Genomic DNA, 17714 nt, shown 5'->3' with positions numbered 1-17714 from the left:
TTTTTAAAGGTTTGCACGAATGAGCCTCGCCCAAGTACCTGCTGGCAAAAAACTGCCTGACGAGATCAACGTAGTCATCGAAATCCCCATGAACTCGGACCCCGTCAAATATGAAGTTGACGAGAACGGCGTGGTTTTTGTGGATCGCTTCATGCTGACCGCCATGCACTACCCTTGCAACTACGGCTACGTTCCGCAAACCATTTCGGACGATGGCGACCCGGTTGACGTGCTGGTGATCGCTCCTTTCCCCATCCAGATCGGTGCCGTGATCCCTTGCCGTCCTATTGGCGTGCTGCACATGGACGACGAGGCAGGTGGCGATGCCAAACTGCTGGCTGTGCCTACCGACAAGCTGTATCCCCTGTACCGCAACGTGAAATCGCCTGAAGACCTGCAGCCTGAAGAGCTGGAGCGCATCAAGCACTTTTTCGAGCACTACAAAGACATCGAAAAAGGCAAATGGGTCAAGGTCAAGGGCTGGGAAGGTATCGAAGCTGCCAAGAAAGAACTGGTAGACGGTGCCAAGCGTTTTGCTGACGGCCAGGCAAAATGAGCACGGTTATCCCCGCGCCGGCAATGGCGGCATTGAACGTACAGGGCAGTGAGCAGGTTTTTCCTGTGCGCCGCATTTATTGCGTCGGCCGCAATTACGTCGAGCACGCACAGGAAATGGGTTTTACCGGTCGAGAAGATCCTTTCTTCTTTTGCAAACCGGCGGACTCCATTTTGAATGTGCTGCCCGGCCAAGTCTGCGACATGCCGTACCCCTCTCGCACCCAGGATCTGCACCACGAGATCGAACTCGTCGTTGCCTTGTCCCAGGGCGGGCGTGATCTTACGGTCGAGCAGGCTGCTGAATGTGTGTGGGGATACGCGGTGGGTCTGGACATGACCCGCCGAGATTTGCAGACGCAAGCCAAAAAAGCCGGTCGTCCTTGGGAAGTGGGCAAAGCTTTTGACCATTCCGCACCGACCGGCCCTCTGGTGCCACGCAGCCGTATTGGTGAGCTATCCCAAGGTGCGATCACCCTGGACGTCAACGGCGAGCGTCGTCAGACCGGCGATTTGAACCAGCTGATTTGGAATGTGGCTGAGTCCATCGCTTATCTGTCGGGTCTGTTCGAGCTGGTCCCTGGTGACATTATCTTCACTGGAACCCCAGCCGGTGTCGGCTCGGTGGAACGAGGCGATGTGATGCACGGGGCGATCGACGGTCTGGGCAGCATAGACGTGCGTCTGGTCTGACCCAAGTCTGACTAGCTAGTCATAAACCCGTCTGGAGAGTCGTCTCCAGACGGGTTTTTTATTGGTGCTGCTTGTGTTGCTCATGAGGTAGGGCGGGGATGGTGCTACAGGCTGGATGGAGGCTGTTTCACTGTCTGCCTTGGCTGATCAAGGGATGCCAAGCTTAGTGTAGGGTTGGCTGCGCCATAAACTGTGCAATAGCAATGATGATGCTGATACTCCCCACGATATCCAGATTTTTGCTTGTTCAGATCAAACCATAATAACAATAATGAGAATCGTTGTTATTATTATGTCCGTCTTGTCTATTTACCCCATGCTGTTTTATGTCGCGTTTTTCGTCCTCACGTAAAACTTGGCTCGTGCATTACCACGAGCTGGTCAAGACGTGGACGCGGCGTTCATCAAACAGCGTTGACGGGGAAGATGTGGCCCACGATGCCATTGCCGGAATGCTGGAGCAAGATGCAGCCCGGATTAGTAATCCCAGGGCTTATTTGCACCGCAGTGCGGCCAATAGTCTGATACAGCGACAAAAGCGGGAGCAGCCCGCTTTAACGATTCCCTTGCAAGATCTGAGCGAACAGGATCACCCCGTGGTATCGGGCGCCGAGGAGGCGGCCTATTGCGGGCAGCTTTCGGAAGCCTTGTTAGCGGCCCTGGATGAATTGCCACCTGTCTGTCAGCAGGTGTTTTCCTGCCACAGGCTGGAAGGCTGGACTGTGCCCGAGATCGCCAGTCATTTAGGTTTGTCTGTTAGTTCGGTAGAAAAGTACCTGACCCGCAGCATGCGTCATTTGCAGCTTAAGTTGCAGCAGTTTTCCTCTTAATATAGCGATGCACGCCATGAGCACTATTCTGTCTTCACCCGCATTGCTACAGGAATTAACCGGCGAGCTATCGTAGCGACTATGAGCGTATCCCATTCACTTCCTATTCCTGATGATCCCCATGACGCCGCTGCGTTCTGGTTTGCGCGCGTGCGAGGTGGCTTGATGCAGGAGGGGGATCAGACGCTGCTTGAGCAATGGTTGGAACAGGCTCCGCGTCATGCGCAGGCCTATCAGGACATGGAAGCCATGTGGTCGATTGCGCAGGCAACACCGGATGCCGCTTTCAAGGCACGCTTGGCACAGAACACTCGCCCTCGGGCACCGCAATGGGGGCGCAGAGCGTTTATCGCAGGTTTGGGAAGTGCCTGTGCGGCGGCCGCGGGAGTCGCTGTTCTGGGGCCGCAGCGTTGGCTGGAAAGTGAGCAGTATGCCCAGCGTTATATCAGCCGCAAGGGTGAACGTCTTGAGCAGACCTTGCCGGATGGATCGCTGATCAGTCTGAATACTGACAGCGCGGTGCACGTTTCCTTCTATCAGTCCGAGCGCCGTGTCGTGCTGGAAAAAGGGGAGGCTTTCTTCCAGGTACGCTCCGAGGTCGCTCGGCCTTTTAATGTCGATGCGGGCCGGGCGGTGATACGGGTGACGGGCACTCGTTTTAACGTGCGACGAGACACGGACACGGTTGATGTGGCGGTTGAATCCGGTTCGGTGCGCGTACAGAGCGGACCCTGGTGGAACAGCGCCTATTACGACTTGGTGGGTCAGCAAGGACTGCGATTGGGAAGTGGCCGTTTTGCGACTGTGCAATCAAGAAATATCGAGCAGATGCTGGCTTGGCGGCAGGGGAAGGCGATTTTTGATGCCGAGCCACTGGAACATATCGTGGCTGAGCTCAATCGCTACAAGGAGCCAGGCATCGTGCTGCACAGCCCTTCATTGCGTGGGCTGCGAGTGACAGGTGTCTTCAATGTGAATGACCCCCAGGCTTTTCTGGAAGTCCTGCCCTCATTGGCACCCGTGGTGATTGTGCAAGGGCCGGATGGCCGATGGGGTATTGCGGCTCGTTAGACCTCATATTCTCTGAAAGATACAATTTCTTTCAATTTAAGAACGAGAATCGTTACGGGGTGTGCTCCTGATTGACTCTTATGAGGGAAGGGACAGTTTTGTGTCCCTGATTGCCTTTGGCCAAAGGGCTTGTCGCTTTGTGCGTCGCTTTCCTTATAACGAGTACTACGGTGTATCCACAGAACACAAATAAACGATGGCTTCTTTTTGCCTTGCGTCCGGTCCAGGGTGTCGGGCTCAGCGTATTGGCACTGGCCTTGTCGCTCAGCCCGCTGGAGCCAGTGATCGCGCAGGATGTGCCTGCCTTGTCTATTTCCATTCCTGCTCAGTCCCTGAATCAGGCTCTGCTTGAGTTGGGCCAGCAGGCAGATATTCAAATCTATTATTTGCCCGATACCGTCAGTGGCTTGCAGGCACCGCCTGTTAGTGGGCGCATGACGCCGCAGCAAGCCATGCAAAGTTTGCTGAAGGGAACAGGAGTGCAGGCCAGTTGGAGGGGGAGAACAGTTTCCTTGACCCGTTCCAGTCGTGATGACACCACGCAATTGGCTCCGATCACGGTCACGGCCAATACGGGCCTGGCCACAGAAGGGAGTGGCTCCTATGTCGCGATGGGGCCGTCGACATCGGCCAGCGGACTGGAGCTCTCGCTGCGTGAAACACCGCAGTCGATGACCGTCATTACGCATCAAAAAATCGAGGACAAGAATTACCGTGCTCTGGATGAGTCCTTGCGTGATGCGCCGGGGATTGTGGCCGTGCAAGGCAATGGCGATTCGCGCTGGGAGTATCTGGCGCGTGGTCACAGCATTTCCAATATTCAGTACGACGGCATCACGACGTCCACTCAAAGCTATTCGCGCGATATTCTGGCCGATGATGATTTGGCCATGTATGACCGGGTGGAGATTGTGCGGGGGGCCACGGGCTTGCTGGAAGGGTCTGGCAACCCGTCGGCATCCGTGAATCTGATCCGCAAAAGACCGACTTCGACACCTCAGTATTCGGCCCGCGTGACGGCCTCATCATGGGAGAACGCGCGTGGCGTGGTGGATCTGTCCAATGCGCTCAATGAGTCCGGCACTGTGCGTGGCCGTGCGGTCATTGTGGCCGGAGGTGGCAAACTTTACCGGGACTACAACCGCCAGAAGGAACAACTGTTCTATGGCGTGGTGGACGTGGACCTTACGCCCGCCACCACCCTGAGCCTGGGTTTGTCACGGCAGCGGCAACATAACGACGGTTATAGCTGGGGAGGATTTCCGACCCGTGCAGATGGCTCGTTTTACGATTTGTCGCCTCATGATTTTCTGGGCAGCGACTGGGAGTATCTGGATCGCCGTCAGACAACGCTGTATGCAGACCTGGAGCATCGGTTTGACAACGGTTGGGTCATGAAAGCCCTGACTCGCGCGGCGTGGGCCGAGTCCGATTACGTTGCGAGCTACCCCTGGTATACCGGCGGCGCACTGCGCAAATTTACTCAAAGCGTGGATATGCGTGACAAGCATTACGCGTTCAACGTCAATGCAAATGGTCCCTTGACGCTGTTCGGGCGTGATCATGATTTTTCTATCGGGATCAATGCCAACAAGGAAAATGAGCGGGTGGATGGCAGTTCCGCCGCCAACATTCCGCTTGATCCGGAGAACTGGAGTCCCACCTCGCAGGCCAAGCCGACCTTTGGTCTGAATCCCTACTATGTAGATGAGAACAAGGAAGAACTGGGACTCTATGCCTCTGCACGCTTTGATATCGCGGACCCATTGAAACTCATACTGGGTGGTCGTGTGAGCTGGTTCAAGTCCAAGTCGCAATACTATAAAACGGACTATTCGGCGGATGCCGAGTTTGTGCCCTATGTCGGCCTGGTTTATGACTTGAATGACACCTATTCGGTCTATGCAAGCCACACCGGTATTTTCAAGCCGCAAAGTTATTACGACATTAATGGCTCCTTGCTGGACCCGGTCAAGGGGACGAATAATGAGCTGGGCCTGAAGGGCGAGTTTCTGGACAAGCGCCTGAATGCATCGATCGCGCTGTTTCAGCTGGAGCAATTGAATCTACCCACGCAGGTAGCCGGTGTGACCTACTGCAATCCCGCTGTGCTGTATTGCTATGAGGCGGCAGAGAAGGTGCGTACGCGTGGCGTGGAACTTGAGGTGGCCGGTGCCGTGACCGATCGCTGGAACGTCAGTGCAGGCTATACCTACGCACGCTCTGAATATGCTTCGGGAACCAGAAAGGGTGAGTTGTATAACGAACGAAGCAGTCCAGAAAATATGGTGAAAATTTTCAGTACATACCGACTGGGTGGCGCCTTGGATGGCCTGACCCTGGGTGGCGGCGTGCGCTGGCAAAGCAAGGTGTTCTACAAGGGGTCAAATTTCCGTATCGAGCAGCCTGGCTACGCCATTGTGGATCTCTTGGCCAGATACGACTTCAACCGCAATACATCCGTGCAGTTGAATATCGATAACCTGAGCAACAAGCAGTACTACTCAAAGATCGGCTCCAGCATTAGCACCGGCAATTACCTGGGCAAACCTCGCCAGGTCTTGCTGACGGTCAGTCATCGGTTCTGAGTTTGCATCTGTCATTTTTCCTGGCCGTTTCCGCCAGGGGTGTTTTCAAAAAGGTTTGTATGTCCAAGAAATTTACTTATTTAACGCGCAGCAAGCGTTCCGTTCTTGCAGCCGCGCTGCCCTTGTTTTTGCTGACTGGCGTGTCTCATGCGGCACCCACGCCAGTAGCGGCGACTGCTGCCGTATCTACTCCGGTGTCAGAGGCCGTCCTGCAACGGGAAGTTGCGCCGGGCATTTACGAGCTGGTGTACAGCCCGGCCTCCAAGGCCGTGTTTGTGGCAAGTACGGAGGAATTCACCAGCAAGGGGGGCGGTTCGATTTATCAGCTTGATCCGATAACTCTGGCTGTACAGAAAAAGATTGATCTGCCATTCAAGCCATTTGCCTTGACCTTGGATATACGCAGCAATACGCTGTATGCCGGTCATACTAGGGATGGTGCCGTTTCGGCCATTGATGCGTCAACAGGAACCCTCAAGGGAACCTTGCATCATGGCGTCAAAGATGCCAAGGGCGAGCCGGTACACACACGCCAGATTGTGGTGGATGAAGCTGCTAATCAGGTCATCGTCAGTGGTGTGACAGATCTTGGTTTTATCTGGGTCATTGACGGCAAGACCTTCTCGACAAACCGTATTCTGCGCGACCTTGAAGCGCCCACGGCAGGTTTGACCCTGGATGCAGCGAACCATAAATTGCTGGCCAGTGGCACGGCGGCCTATGCAGTGTTCGACACGCAAAGTTGGGAACTGGTTGGTGAAAACCGCATCGCGGAGAAGCTGTCGCCTAGCGATATCAGGCGACGTTTTCTGGTCAATACGGCCTTGGATAGCAAGAGTGAACGCTTGTTTGCCAATCAACTGAATAATAGTGAAGGCACCTTGGTGTTTGACCTGAAAACGGGTGCCATTCTGCACAAAATCCCCACGGGATACATGCCGGTGGGGATACGCTATAACCCGATTCGCAATGAAGTGTATGTAGCCAGCCGAGGCAGTGGAACGCTGAGTGTCATCGACGCTAGCAGCTATGCCATCAAACAGACTATTACGCTGCCCGTGCATCCGAACACGATTTCCGTGACGCCTGACGGCCAGCAGCTTTATGTCAGTGTAAAGCGGCCATTTGCAAAAAAAGGGGAGCCGGAGCCCATTGACCAGGTGGCTCGTATTGACCTGCAAGCTTTGTGACGCTGACAGTGCCAAGTGTTATATGAAGTAGCTGCATAGACCGTAGCCGGACAAGCCCATCCGGCTCGGCTTTTGCGAATATTCTGGCTCGCTGACAAGGGGCAGACTGTGAACTGACTTTTGGGAGATTCCAATGAGACAGTTCATCAGGCGGCAGCGCGGCCAGGGTATGGTCGAGTATTTAATTATTGTGGCTTTGGTCGCTGTGGCGGCCATTGCGGTGTACCAGTCCTTTGGTCAGGTGATTCGCAACCAGACTGCGGCCATGGCCAAGGAATTGGCGGGTGAGGATGGCTCCGAGCAGACACAACAAGCGCAATCAGCCGCTTCTGCTGCGGCCGCTCAAGGCAGCGCCAAGAGCCTGAAATCTTTTACGGGCAATGCGCAATGAGGCAGCCCGACTATCCACAAGAGGGGGCGGCGCTGGCCTGGGGGCTGATCGCGCTGGCGCTCCTGTCTATCGCCTGGGGCGGCTACTTTCATGTGAACCAGATTGCCGAGCAGCAAGGGCGCTTGTCCTTGGTGCTGGATGCGGCGGCCTATGGTGCCGCCACCGAGCAGGCGCGTACCTTGAATCTGCTGTCTTATATCAACCGGGCGCAGTTGGGGCATCAACTGGCTTTGGGGCATTTATTGACCTTGGCAACGTGGGACAGGGCGGCGCAGACCCAGTCCGGGCAAGCGCGTCGGGCGAATCCACCTGCGCATTTAGTCGCCATGATGTTTGGCCCTGCTCATGGCCTGGCGTATACCCAGGCGCGTTCTGCCGGGGACAATCAGCAGGCCTTGGAACAGGCTTTTCAAGCCCATCAGCGTTTGATTCATCAAGTTCTGGCGCAGGCCCAACAGCAGTTGGTAGCGGGTTTGCCGCAGCGCCGACAGGCCATTATTCAGGCGACCTTGGATGGCAGCTTGCCAGACTGGCCCGCCCAAGCAATTCGCTGGCAGCTTGAGAAGGACGATTGGCCGCAGTTCCTGTCACCACAATCCGGGCAAACACAGTGGCAGCCGGGTTTGACGCATTTGGTGTCCTTGTATGGCTTTCTGGCCCCTCGGGATTACGAGGCTCGCTCTTATCCCGGTGTGGATCGGCGTTGTCCCTTGTGGCGGCATCGTTTGCGTCGCGCAGGTCGTACCGAATTTGATCGTTCGGGTCGCTGGCATTCCAACGATACGCAATCCATGCATATGGTGCGTTCCAACCGTTGGATAGGCTGTTATTTCCGGGAATATGCCATGGCGTGGGCCTTGCAAACACCTGCGCATGCGTCCGGGATTGATGCACCGGATGACTTTTCTGGGCAGAGCTTCTGGAAGTGGGCGCTGGAGCAGGGCAATGGCTCTTTGCTATCTGCTCAAGGCAATACGGTGGCGCAATCCTGGGCACGACGCGATGCCAGGCCCTGGAGTCAAAGGCCGTGGGTAGATGGGTACGCTTTGTCAGATTCAGAGCACAGCGCTGGCCCCGATCTGGTGCTGACCTTGCAGGCCCAAGGCCATTTGGGTCAGACCGTTCATACACGGGCGGCGGCTCAATCGTTTTTCTCCTGGCCACCGGATAGCGCAGATTCTGGGGTGAGCCCCAATCCCAGTCTGTTCCTGCCTTTCTGGCAGGCACGGTTGATGGATCCAGGGGGGCGCCAATCATGAGTAAGCGACAAAAAGGGATGGCGCTGATCGAGGCTTGTTTGCTGGGTGTGGTGTTGGGCTTGATGGTGATGGCGGGGCGTTGGCTGATGCAGCAGCAGTATCGCTTGCAGCAAATGCAGCACAGCACGCATTTGAGCCTGTTTATGCATGACGCTCATGGCAAGCCGGTTTCAGTTGGAAGCAGTCCTGCTCACGAGACGGCACCTGCCCGATTTTTGGCATCCCCGATAGCGACAGCCCAGTCCCTGCAATGGGAGCTTTTGAGTCTGCGTAGCGGATTTTGGACGGCACAGTCGCGCGTTTCCATTCCGTGGCCGCGCTGGCTGGAGGCGTCGATGACCAAGACGCGATTGCAGCGTCAATCTCACTTGTGGGCGGCTGCGGGGCAGGCGGCCAGTACACAGCAGACTCGTCAGCGTTTGGAAAACAGTACGACTGCTTGGGGTGAGGCAGTGGGATCGAGCAGACCCGCTGCCAGAGAAACGATACGACATGCAGGGCCTATGGACGCGGCTTGGGGACGAGCGCAAGCTGATGTGGATTGGTTGAGTCGGTGGCAGGGCTACGTGCCAGATCATGGCCCCAAGGAGCAGCCATGAGACAACTGCTTGCCTTGCTCTTGCTGTTCTTGTTGATGTTCAGCCCTGTGCCGGCCAAAACGCAGGCTTTGACCGGGCCTATACAGGATCCCCGGATTCAGTGGGATCAAATGCAGGCGGCACAGACTGCTGTTGGGCCCGTGTATAGCTGGGGGCTGAAAACTAGCCTGGATGCGCAGACCTTGGCTTCTCATCTAGAGCCATTCTGTGGTGTGCATTACGGAGCAATCAGAACGGAGGGGCAATGGGTGTTCCTGCGTGCCAAACAGGGCAAGAACTGCGTTTTGTGGCTGGAAGATATACAAACCCCTGTCTTGTCGGGTTTGTTAAGTGTTTCTGAAAACGCTCAGGCGTTTGCCCCGCCACCTCTTTTGTCTGCAGCACCACCCATTGGCGGTGCAGTCTTGTGGCAGCACGAACAGCCAGGGCAAGTGCAAAGCTGGCTGTTGGTGGCCGAACCTGGATGGCAAGCTGATTTGCGTCGCAAAGATTGGGGAGCGCAGGCGGGTGAGCGTTACTGGCGCAAAGGTCCAGCCGAGCTGGATGTGATGGAACTGGAGCATGAGCAGCAAGATTACTTGCTCTTGATCTGCCGTGCCTGTGAAAAGGAGGTCTCATGATGCGAGCAAAGTTCTTGTGGCTATGTCGTCATCCCAGCGCAGGCTTTGGCCTCTTGGCCTTGTTGGCTGGTTTGATGGCAGCCGGGACCAGTAGTCGTTATCTGGACCGGCAGGAAAAAGCGTTGCAACAGGCGGCGCATCGTGTCCAGTTGGATCGGGTGGTGGCCGCGTCCAGCCTGGCGGCGGGGACCGTGCTGCAAGCGGAGCATCTGGCCGCCCGTGCCTTTCCTGCAGAACTGGTGCCTAGTGATAGTTGGGATGTGGCGCAGTTTGAGAATCTAGTAGGGCAAGTGCTGAGCCAGCCTTTGCGAGCAGGTGACTTGATCAGTAAGGCGCACGTGCAGGAAGTCAGTAGCCCGTTTTCACAGCAACTGTTATCTGGCAGGCGTGCATTGACTGTACCGGTGGATGCGATCAGTTCGGTGTCGGGTTTGATTCGACCGGGAGACTTGATTGATATCTATGTCAGCTTTGATGACAGGCAACGGCGGGTTACGGCGCCGTTGTTGCAGTCTGTTCTTGTTTTGGCAACAGGACAAAAGTCGGGTGAAGGTTCAGCCACGGCCCGATTGGATAAGGATGCCTACAACACCTTGACCTTGGATGTGGGTCCGGACGATGCCTTGAAGTTGCTGGCGGCCAGACAACATGGACGTATCAGTGCCTTGCTGCGCAATCCGGATGATCACACGCCCCATCAGGCTGCCGTGCGCGGTGAACTGGCCGATATTCTGGGGCTGGGGCCGGGTGCAAGGCCCAAACAGTCTGTGCCGGTTTTGTACGGCAACAAACCGGCAGGGCAACTTGGGCAGGCTGAGGTGGAGCGCCTGGGTTGGCTGGATATGCCAGACAGTTTTTCTGTGGGGCAGCACCATGAGTAGAAATCGCTATTGGCCCAGGTGGGCAGTTGTGAGCTTGTTGTTCGGAGCCCTGTTTGGCGCAAGCTTGCAAAGTCAGGCTCAGGGCTTGGGGCTGCAAGTGGGTGAGTTGATGGTGCTGCCCGAGACACAGGTTGAGCGGGTAGCGGTGGGGGACGGTGACATTGTTCACGCCGTCACTACAGAATCGGGCGAGCTTATTTTGTTTGCGCGCAAGACCGGGAGCACTGTGGTGCAAGTGTGGTCCCATTCCGGGCAAAGTCAGTCCTACCACGTTGAGGTGTCACCCGAAAACCAGAGGCAAACCTTAGCGGAGCTACGAAGTTTGCTAGAGCGCATTCCCGAGCTACGTGTCAGCGAATTGGGCGGAAAGCTGGTGCTGGAAGGAGAGGGCTTAAGCGATCAGGACAAGCAACGCATTCAGGCGTTAAGCCAGGAGCACCCTCAATTACTGGATTTTACGCAGCAGGACGGTTGGGAGCCAATGGTCTTGTTGGACGTTCAGGTGGTCGAGGTGCCGCGCAACAGCCTGCGGGAGCTGGGCGTGCGCTGGGATGGCAGCTCACAGGGTGGTTTGAGTATGGGAGGTGCCTGGGATGCGGCCACCCATCAGTTTCTGGATAGGCCGGGTGAAGCGGTCCTGCCTTTGGCATTCCCTGCCAAGCAGGGGGCGGCGTTCTTTGGCGTTGGCGCCTTGATGTCTGCTCGCGTTCAAGCCATGGCGCAGGAAGGGCATGCGGTGGTTCTGGCGCAGCCGCAGCTTCTGGCGCGTAGTGGTTCGCAAGCCGAGTTTCTGGCTGGGGGCGAGCTGCCTTACACCACCACGGATGACAAGGGAAACAGCAAGACCAGCTTCAAGCCTTATGGTGTATCTCTGCGTATCGTGCCGAGGGTCGAGCGTGGTGGCTTAGTGCGCTCGCAGATTGAGGTCGAAGTCAGCTCTGTGGATGCCAGCTTGTCCCAACCTGCCGGGCCGTCGTTGAAAACCCGACGAGCTTCAACCGAGTTCAACGTGCGTTCCGGGCAGACCTTGGTGCTGGCAGGATTTATTTCACGTGAAGAGTCCCGGCATGTGGATCGCTTGCCGGGGCTGGCCAGTTTGCCAGTGCTGGGTGCCTTGTTTCGTTCCGAACGCTTTGCCCGGCAGGAGACGGAACTGGCGGTCTTTGTGACCCCGACATTGGTGGCGGCAGAACATCCGGATTTGTTGGCTCGGCAGGCGAATGCTGCCCAGTGGCTGGACCAGACTTTTCCTGACGCTCCACGCTTGAACACGCCTGTGCGCGCCACTCCAAAGGGGGCAGGACAAGGAGCCTGGTCGCAATGGGCAGAACCCGATAGTGAGGTGTTTCGTGTTGAACCTTGAACTTGAGTCAGAGTTGGGGGCGACACGTCTTTGTGCGGTCAGTTTGCCGGCCTTGATAGGGCGTGACCCTGCCTGTGATGTTGTTCTGCCATCCTGGCGTATCGCACGGCAGCATGCCAGTTTGTTGCAGCGGGCAGGGGCAGTGTACATCCAGGATCATGGCTCTTTGACAGGGGTGCAGCTAAACGGCAAACGGGTTTATGACGACGGGCCCTTGCGCCTGGGCGATGTGCTGATGTTGGGTGGGTTCAAGCTGCGGATTACGGGCTTTGGGCAGGAGGTTCCATCACGAAGTGATGGGGCTGTTTCGAGCTTGAAGAGTCCATTGGTAGCCCCGGAACAACCGTCTTTTGTATTGGAGGAGCCGCGACTGACCGCACAAGGCGAGCAAGGCTTTTTCACTTCCGGGCAAGCAGATCTCCCAGTATCCGACAGTGAGCTATTCAGGCAAGAGCAGCAACGCTTGCATCAAGCCTTGTTGAGTGCTTTGGAGCTGGAGCGTCGGGACTTGTCTCGCGTAAGCGACAAGCAGCTGGAGCAGGAAGCCTTTGATTGTCTAGGTCGCTTGATCCAGGCCCAATGTGCTGTCCCCAAGCATGAACAGGCCAGACTGCAGGCCAGTGTCTGCGCTGAGGCGGTGGGTTTGGGACCTTTGGAGGCCTTGCTGGCAGATACCTCGGTCTCGGAGATCATGGTCAACCATTACGACCGAGTTTTTGTCGAGCAGGCGGGGCGGCTCCAAGCCCATCCTCTGGTGTTCAGCAGTGAGTCGGCCTTGCGGGCGATTATTGACCGCATCCTGGCTCCCTTGGGTAGACGGCTGGATATCAGCTCGCCCGCAGTGGATGGACGATTGGCCGATGGCTCGCGTTTCCATGCGGTACTGTCGCCCATTGCGGTCAAGGGTACCTGCGTGACCATACGCAAATTTCCCAAACGACGCCTGGGGCTGGAGGATCTGTTGCAGACGGGTAGTTTGTCGCCGGAGATGGCCTATTTTCTGCAACAGGCGGTGCAGCGGCGCTGCAATATTCTGGTCTCAGGCGGAACGGGTACAGGTAAAACCACCTTGCTGAATGTGCTCAGCACCTGCATCGATTCGGGAGAGCGAATCGTGACCTTGGAAGATGCAGCCGAGTTGCAGTTACAGCACAGTAATTGGGTGGCTTTGGAGTCACGGCCTGCGAATGCAGAAGGTCAGGGGCAGGTGGATATACGGAGCCTGTTGCGACAAGCCTTACGCATGCGGCCAGACCGGATTGTGGTCGGAGAGTGTCGGGGGGCGGAGGCCTTTGATATGTTGTCCGCCATGAATACAGGCCATGAAGGATCGATGGGGACCTTGCATGCGAACACCCCACGTGATGCCTTGTCGCGCCTGGAGGGTATGGTCTTGATGGCGGGCCTGGATTTGCCTTTGCTGGTCGTGCGGGAGCATATCGCGCGGGCGCTGCACATTATTGTGCAACTGAGCCGTTTGCCCGATGGCAAGCGTTTAGTTCACGAGATTGTGGAAGTAACCGGTATAGAAGCGCAGCGTATTCAATTGCAGACTCTGTACAGTTACCGCCCGGAGTTTGGTTTTACGGCCAGCGGCTTGAGGTCTGAATATGTCTCCCCATCAGAGGGGCAAGCATGAAATTGCTCAGTATTTTGTTGATTGTCTTGGCTACCACCGCTTTGGCTTATGTGTTGCTGCGTTCAGGGCAGCGTCTTGCTACGCGCTATAGAGAGCAACTTCTTAAACAGTCCGAGCAGAGCTTGCAGTCGCATTTTGTGTTCGTACGCAGCCAGTATCTTGCTTTTGTGGCCTGGGCTGGTTTGCTTCTGATCTTTCTGGCCGCATGGTGGCTGATACCGTCGTTTTGGCTGGCAGCGTTGGTGACCTTGTTGGCTGCGGTAACGCCTTTAGTGGTTCTGCGCTGGATGGGACGGCGTCGCCTGGAGACGCTACGACGACAACTGCCGGACTTTGTGCTGTCTTTGGCCTTGAGTCTGCAAGCAGGCTTGGCTTTGCAAGCGGCCTTGCAGCAGTTGGCTCAATCTTTGCCTGCGCCCTTAGGGCAAGAGTTGCGTTTGCTCTTGCGTCAGCAGCGCCTGGGTGCGAGTGCCAAGGACTCGTATCAGGAGCTCGTGGAGCGAGTGCCGGTGTCAGAACTGGCCATGTTGGTCAGTGCCTTGCAGATGGGCCAGAGTACGGGGGCGGGGTTAGGGGAACGCTTGAAGATACTGGCGCAAACCATTCGGGCACGTTTGACTATCGAGGACAAGATTGTTGCCTTGACCGCTCAGGCCCGTTTGCAGGCGCGAATCATGTTCTGCTTGCCGGGTTTTGTGGCGGGAGCTTTATACCTTCTGGATGCCACAGCATTTGAGCAAGCCTGGTTCAACACATTGGGCGTTTGGGTGGCGGGAGCGCTCGTAGCCATGCTGCTGATGGGGTTGTGGTGGATGCAAGTGATTCTGCGAGGGGAGGGGTGAGTATGCTCGCAATGATCTGGATACTCTCTGCTCTGAGTGCGGCCTTGTTCCTGATCGCATTGTTGTGGGCGTGGCGCGGTCGTTATCTGCTTTTGCTGCAAGGTGGCAGCAGTTTGGGGCAGGCGGCTTGGCAGGCGTGGGAGGCACCGTTTTCCAGAGTTCTGAGTCTCTGCCTATCCCTGCCTTTTGTACATGAGTGGCCGGAGCGATTGTGGGGTTCGTATGCCCAGGAGGTACGGGGCTTTTTAAGCAAACGTGTGGCTTTGACTGGACTGCTCACAAGCCTTGTTAGTGCTTTCTTGTTGACTCAGGGGGCTTCATTGATGGAGCTTGCAGGGCTGACTGTGATTGGTTTTTTCCTGAGCGTATTACAAGCTATCTCACGGGGAAGAAAACTGCAGCGTCAGCATCATTCCCGTTGCCGCCGGGATTTGCCCTTCTTTCTGGATCTGCTGGTGCTGGCTGTCGAGTCTGGGCTGGGCTTGCAGCAGGCCTGGGCGCGTGCAACGCAGGCCCTACCGCAAGGCAGTTTGCTGATCAGTTTGAACAAGGTACAGGGCGAGGTTCGGGCAGGACGACGCTTGCCACAAGCGATGCGCAATGTCGCTTTGAGCTTCAGGCAGGCAGAGCTGGAAGAGTTGGCCTTGTCTTTGGAGCTGGCGCAGGACACGGGATTGTCCTTGGCCTTGTTGCTACGCTCTCAAGCAGAAAAGCTGCGTAGTCATTTGCACCTGGAAGCCGAGCAAAGAGCCCTCAAGCTGCCCGTTTATTTGCTGGCCCCTTTGGTCGTGTGTATTTTCCCCTGCACATTCTTGGTGATTGCGATGAGCCTGCTCGGCCCGTGGCTGGCAGGGGGAGGCTAGGGGATGTCCAGATCAGTATTGATCAAACAGCCGCTGCAACAGACGCAGCGACAAGCCCTGTATTTATTTGATGCCAGTACGTTCTGGGCCCGTTGGCGCGGCTGGAAGGCACTGCCACAGAACAAGGGTTTCGCAACCGCCGTGTGGCTGCGACCGTGCAGAGCGGTTCATTTATGGGGAATGCGTCAGGCTCTGGATATCTGCTTTCTGGATGAAAGTGATCAGCCTTTGAGGTTTTGTCCGGCAGTATCGCCAGGAGCAGTACGGTGGCATAGGAAGGCCAGATCGGTCCTGGAAGCGCCGCTTGGTTATCTGTCAGGGCCGGAGCAGTTTGCAACTTGGGCCGCCGCCCTGCAGAAAATACGTCAAACAGGGGGCGGGGTATGGTTGGACTGGGCTTAGCCTTGCTCAGTATCGCGCATCGGATCACCAAATACGCTGCGGTAAGCCGGGTAGAAGCTGGCGTACAGGATGGCGGCCATGGTCAGGTTGATAGGTGTCAGCACCATGGTGGCTGTGCCTGGGCTCAAACCGGCCCCCAGCAACAGCCCGCCCAGGGTTTGGATGGCGAAGAAGGCCGCCGCCCAGCACAGGCCGTACAGCAGGAAGGCGGCTTTGTTGCGCCAGCAAGCCACCATGGAAAAGAACAAGGCTTGCTTGACCGGGATGGCATGCCAGCCTACCAGAGCCGGAGCGTGCCAGAACAGGGCGGACAGGCCCAGGTACAGCACGAAGAACAAAATAATAGGCTTGCGAAAGGCCGCCATGACTTCCTGTGGAGTGGCATCGCTATTGTCCATCAATTGCGATAGCTCATTCACAAAGGGGAAGGTCGCCACAAAGCCCACGACCAGGCAGGCCAGCAGATAAATGAGGCCCAGCTTGATCAGGCGGTTGCGTACAGGAGCGGGTTTCAAGGGCTCGGTCCACATGCCTAGGCGGATGACCTCCCCCTGATGAATGCGGCGACAGGCATTCTGAATAATGAAGGTCATGGTCGGGACCAGCACGATCAGCACCATTTGGCCTACGATGGGAAAGATATTGCTTAGGTTGATCAGGATAGAGGTGATCAAGCTCCAGAAAAACAGAGCGGCTGGTTGCAGCTTGAACAAGCGCATTCCTTCCTGAATCCAGTACCACCCGTAAAGAAAGGGGAGCTTGGCTGCTTGCATATCAGTATCCGTATTTATCGAGGGAGCGCCGGTACAGCATGGTCGCGACGCTGACGCAACACACGCTCAAAGTGCCGTGGGTCGTGCGGCTTGAGGGTTTGAGCGGGGCGAGGTAGATAAAAGTCGTACAGGCGCGAGATCCAGAAGCGCAGCGCGGCAGCTTGAATCAATATCGGCCAGGCGATGTGCTCTGCTTCAGTAAAGGGGCGTACCTGGGCGTAGGACTCCAGCCAGGCCTGGGCTTTTTCCTGGTTCAAGGCACCGCTCAGACGGTCAATACACCAGTCGTTAACAGCCACAGCCACGTCAAACAGCCAGGTGTCGCAACCGGCAAAGTAAAAGTCGATGATGCCGCCCATCTGGGGCGCGTCCGAGGTGCCTGCAAACAGCACGTTGTCGCGGAACAGGTCGCAGTGGGCCGGGCCTTGCGGCAAGGAGCGATAGGTATCGCTATCGGCAAAGTTGCTTTGTTCTTGTAGAACGGTCTGTATCAGTTCGGACTGGCTGGCATCCAGGAAGGGAAGGACTTGGGGTACGGTGCTTTTCCACCAGCTCAAGCCACGCAGATTGGGCTGTTCCAGGGGGAAGTCCTGAGCGGCCAAGTGGGCCTGGGCCTGGGTGCGGGCGATCTGCCGGCAGTGTTCCACCGTAGGCTCGGGCTCGTAGCCGCCACGCAAGCGTGTCACAATCGAGCACGGTTTGCCGTGCATGACACAGATGCGTTTACCATCGCGGCGTGTCATCGGTTCTGGCACCGGAACGCCCTTGGCCGCCAGATGGTGCATCAGCTCGATGTAAAAAGGCAACTGTTCCAGCGTCAGGACTTCAAATAAAGTCAGAACGTACTCGCCCTGGGTTGTGCTCAGAAAGTAATTGGTGTTTTCAATGCCGGCGGTAATGCCTCGTAAGGACACAAATTCACCAAGTGTGTAGTGTTCCAGTAGTTCACGGGCATCAAGTTCGCTGACGGAAGTAAAAACAGCCATGCTTTCAGTAAGGGTCCGGTTGTTGGCGCACTATTAGGCGCGCGAGTAGGTCAAACGGCCGATTTTAGACTAGTGCGCCGGTTTTTTGGGGCCTTGCGACGATTTACCGCGCTTTATCTTCATCCTGTGGTCGGCTGAAACCATTAAAATGGGTGTTTTCCCTTTTTAC

The 17714-nt window shown here is 56.5% G+C and carries 17 protein-coding genes; 15 read left to right on the top strand and 2 right to left on the bottom strand.

Translation table 11 applies throughout. The annotated features are described in order from the left end of the window. The first annotated feature begins 19 nt into the window (after positions 1 to 19). The 15 genes from ppa to AC6I6N_RS04780 all read left to right on the top strand — a co-directional run bounded on the left by ppa (position 20) and on the right by AC6I6N_RS04780 (position 15384). On the top strand, positions 20 to 556 hold the full coding sequence (ppa, locus tag AC6I6N_RS04850; protein WP_094196953.1) for an inorganic diphosphatase: 537 nt from the start codon (positions 20 to 22) through the stop codon (positions 554 to 556). After that, the gene (locus AC6I6N_RS04845; protein WP_094196952.1) at positions 553 to 1248 is read left to right on the top strand and encodes a fumarylacetoacetate hydrolase family protein; all 696 of its coding nucleotides are present in this window, start codon (positions 553 to 555) and stop codon (positions 1246 to 1248) included. The genes ppa and AC6I6N_RS04845 overlap by 4 nt, the downstream gene beginning before the upstream one ends. 326 nt (positions 1249 to 1574) lie before the next feature. Next, entirely contained in the window at positions 1575 to 2078 is a 504-nt protein-coding gene (locus AC6I6N_RS04840; protein WP_108727589.1) for a sigma-70 family RNA polymerase sigma factor, read from the top strand. Positions 2079 to 2159: 81 nt separating this feature from the next. Next, entirely contained in the window at positions 2160 to 3149 is a 990-nt protein-coding gene (locus AC6I6N_RS04835) for a FecR family protein (protein ID WP_108727588.1), read from the top strand. Between the two features lie 212 nt (positions 3150 to 3361). Next, entirely contained in the window at positions 3362 to 5737 is a 2376-nt protein-coding gene (locus AC6I6N_RS04830; protein WP_497943272.1) for a TonB-dependent siderophore receptor, read from the top strand. Between the two features lie 59 nt (positions 5738 to 5796). Beyond that, the gene (locus AC6I6N_RS04825) at positions 5797 to 6927 is read left to right on the top strand and encodes a YncE family protein (protein ID WP_497943271.1); all 1131 of its coding nucleotides are present in this window, start codon (positions 5797 to 5799) and stop codon (positions 6925 to 6927) included. Between the two features lie 133 nt (positions 6928 to 7060). Continuing rightward, positions 7061 to 7318 carry a hypothetical protein gene (locus AC6I6N_RS04820; protein ID WP_009462197.1) on the top strand — a complete coding sequence of 86 codons (258 nt, stop codon included), beginning with the start codon at positions 7061 to 7063 and terminating at the stop codon, positions 7316 to 7318. After that, positions 7315 to 8577: a hypothetical protein gene (locus AC6I6N_RS04815; RefSeq protein WP_094196948.1), complete on the top strand. Its 1263-nt coding sequence runs from the start codon at positions 7315 to 7317 to the stop codon at positions 8575 to 8577. Before AC6I6N_RS04820 ends, AC6I6N_RS04815 begins: the two co-directional genes overlap by 4 nt. Continuing rightward, positions 8574 to 9176, top strand: a complete 603-nt coding sequence (locus AC6I6N_RS04810; protein ID WP_497943270.1) for a pilus assembly protein TadE — start codon at positions 8574 to 8576, stop codon at positions 9174 to 9176. The genes AC6I6N_RS04815 and AC6I6N_RS04810 overlap by 4 nt, the downstream gene beginning before the upstream one ends. Beyond that, positions 9173 to 9796 (top strand): hypothetical protein, encoded by a 624-nt coding sequence (locus AC6I6N_RS04805; RefSeq protein ID WP_121739024.1) that lies wholly within the window; start codon positions 9173 to 9175, stop codon positions 9794 to 9796. The genes AC6I6N_RS04810 and AC6I6N_RS04805 overlap by 4 nt, the downstream gene beginning before the upstream one ends. Next, positions 9793 to 10677: a Flp pilus assembly protein CpaB gene (gene cpaB, locus AC6I6N_RS04800; RefSeq protein ID WP_497943269.1), complete on the top strand. Its 885-nt coding sequence runs from the start codon at positions 9793 to 9795 to the stop codon at positions 10675 to 10677. The genes AC6I6N_RS04805 and cpaB overlap by 4 nt, the downstream gene beginning before the upstream one ends. Next, positions 10670 to 12040 carry a type II and III secretion system protein family protein gene (locus AC6I6N_RS04795; protein WP_497943268.1) on the top strand — a complete coding sequence of 457 codons (1371 nt, stop codon included), beginning with the start codon at positions 10670 to 10672 and terminating at the stop codon, positions 12038 to 12040. Before cpaB ends, AC6I6N_RS04795 begins: the two co-directional genes overlap by 8 nt. Beyond that, entirely contained in the window at positions 12030 to 13679 is a 1650-nt protein-coding gene (locus tag AC6I6N_RS04790; RefSeq protein ID WP_497943267.1) for a TadA family conjugal transfer-associated ATPase, read from the top strand. The genes AC6I6N_RS04795 and AC6I6N_RS04790 overlap by 11 nt, the downstream gene beginning before the upstream one ends. After that, positions 13676 to 14521, top strand: a complete 846-nt coding sequence (locus AC6I6N_RS04785) for a type II secretion system F family protein (RefSeq protein WP_497943266.1) — start codon at positions 13676 to 13678, stop codon at positions 14519 to 14521. Before AC6I6N_RS04790 ends, AC6I6N_RS04785 begins: the two co-directional genes overlap by 4 nt. A 2-nt stretch (positions 14522 to 14523) precedes the next feature. After that, positions 14524 to 15384 (top strand): type II secretion system F family protein, encoded by an 861-nt coding sequence (locus AC6I6N_RS04780; protein ID WP_230017925.1) that lies wholly within the window; start codon positions 14524 to 14526, stop codon positions 15382 to 15384. Positions 15385 to 15782: 398 nt separating this feature from the next. Here AC6I6N_RS04780 and AC6I6N_RS04775 read toward each other — a convergent pair whose 3' ends face one another. Together AC6I6N_RS04775 and AC6I6N_RS04770 are read right to left on the bottom strand one after the other, a co-directional pair. After that, positions 15783 to 16559: a BPSS1780 family membrane protein gene (locus AC6I6N_RS04775; RefSeq protein ID WP_230017928.1), complete on the bottom strand. Its 777-nt coding sequence runs from the start codon at positions 16557 to 16559 to the stop codon at positions 15783 to 15785. Between the two features lie 14 nt (positions 16560 to 16573). Next, the gene (locus tag AC6I6N_RS04770) at positions 16574 to 17545 is read right to left on the bottom strand and encodes a homoserine kinase (RefSeq protein ID WP_108727579.1); all 972 of its coding nucleotides are present in this window, start codon (positions 17543 to 17545) and stop codon (positions 16574 to 16576) included. Between the last annotated feature and the right edge of the window lie 169 nt (positions 17546 to 17714).

Source organism: Alcaligenes sp. LTN-3, assembly GCF_059735605.1.
Note: the sequence above shows the minus strand (reverse complement) of the source record. Positions and strands in the feature narration are given on the sequence as shown.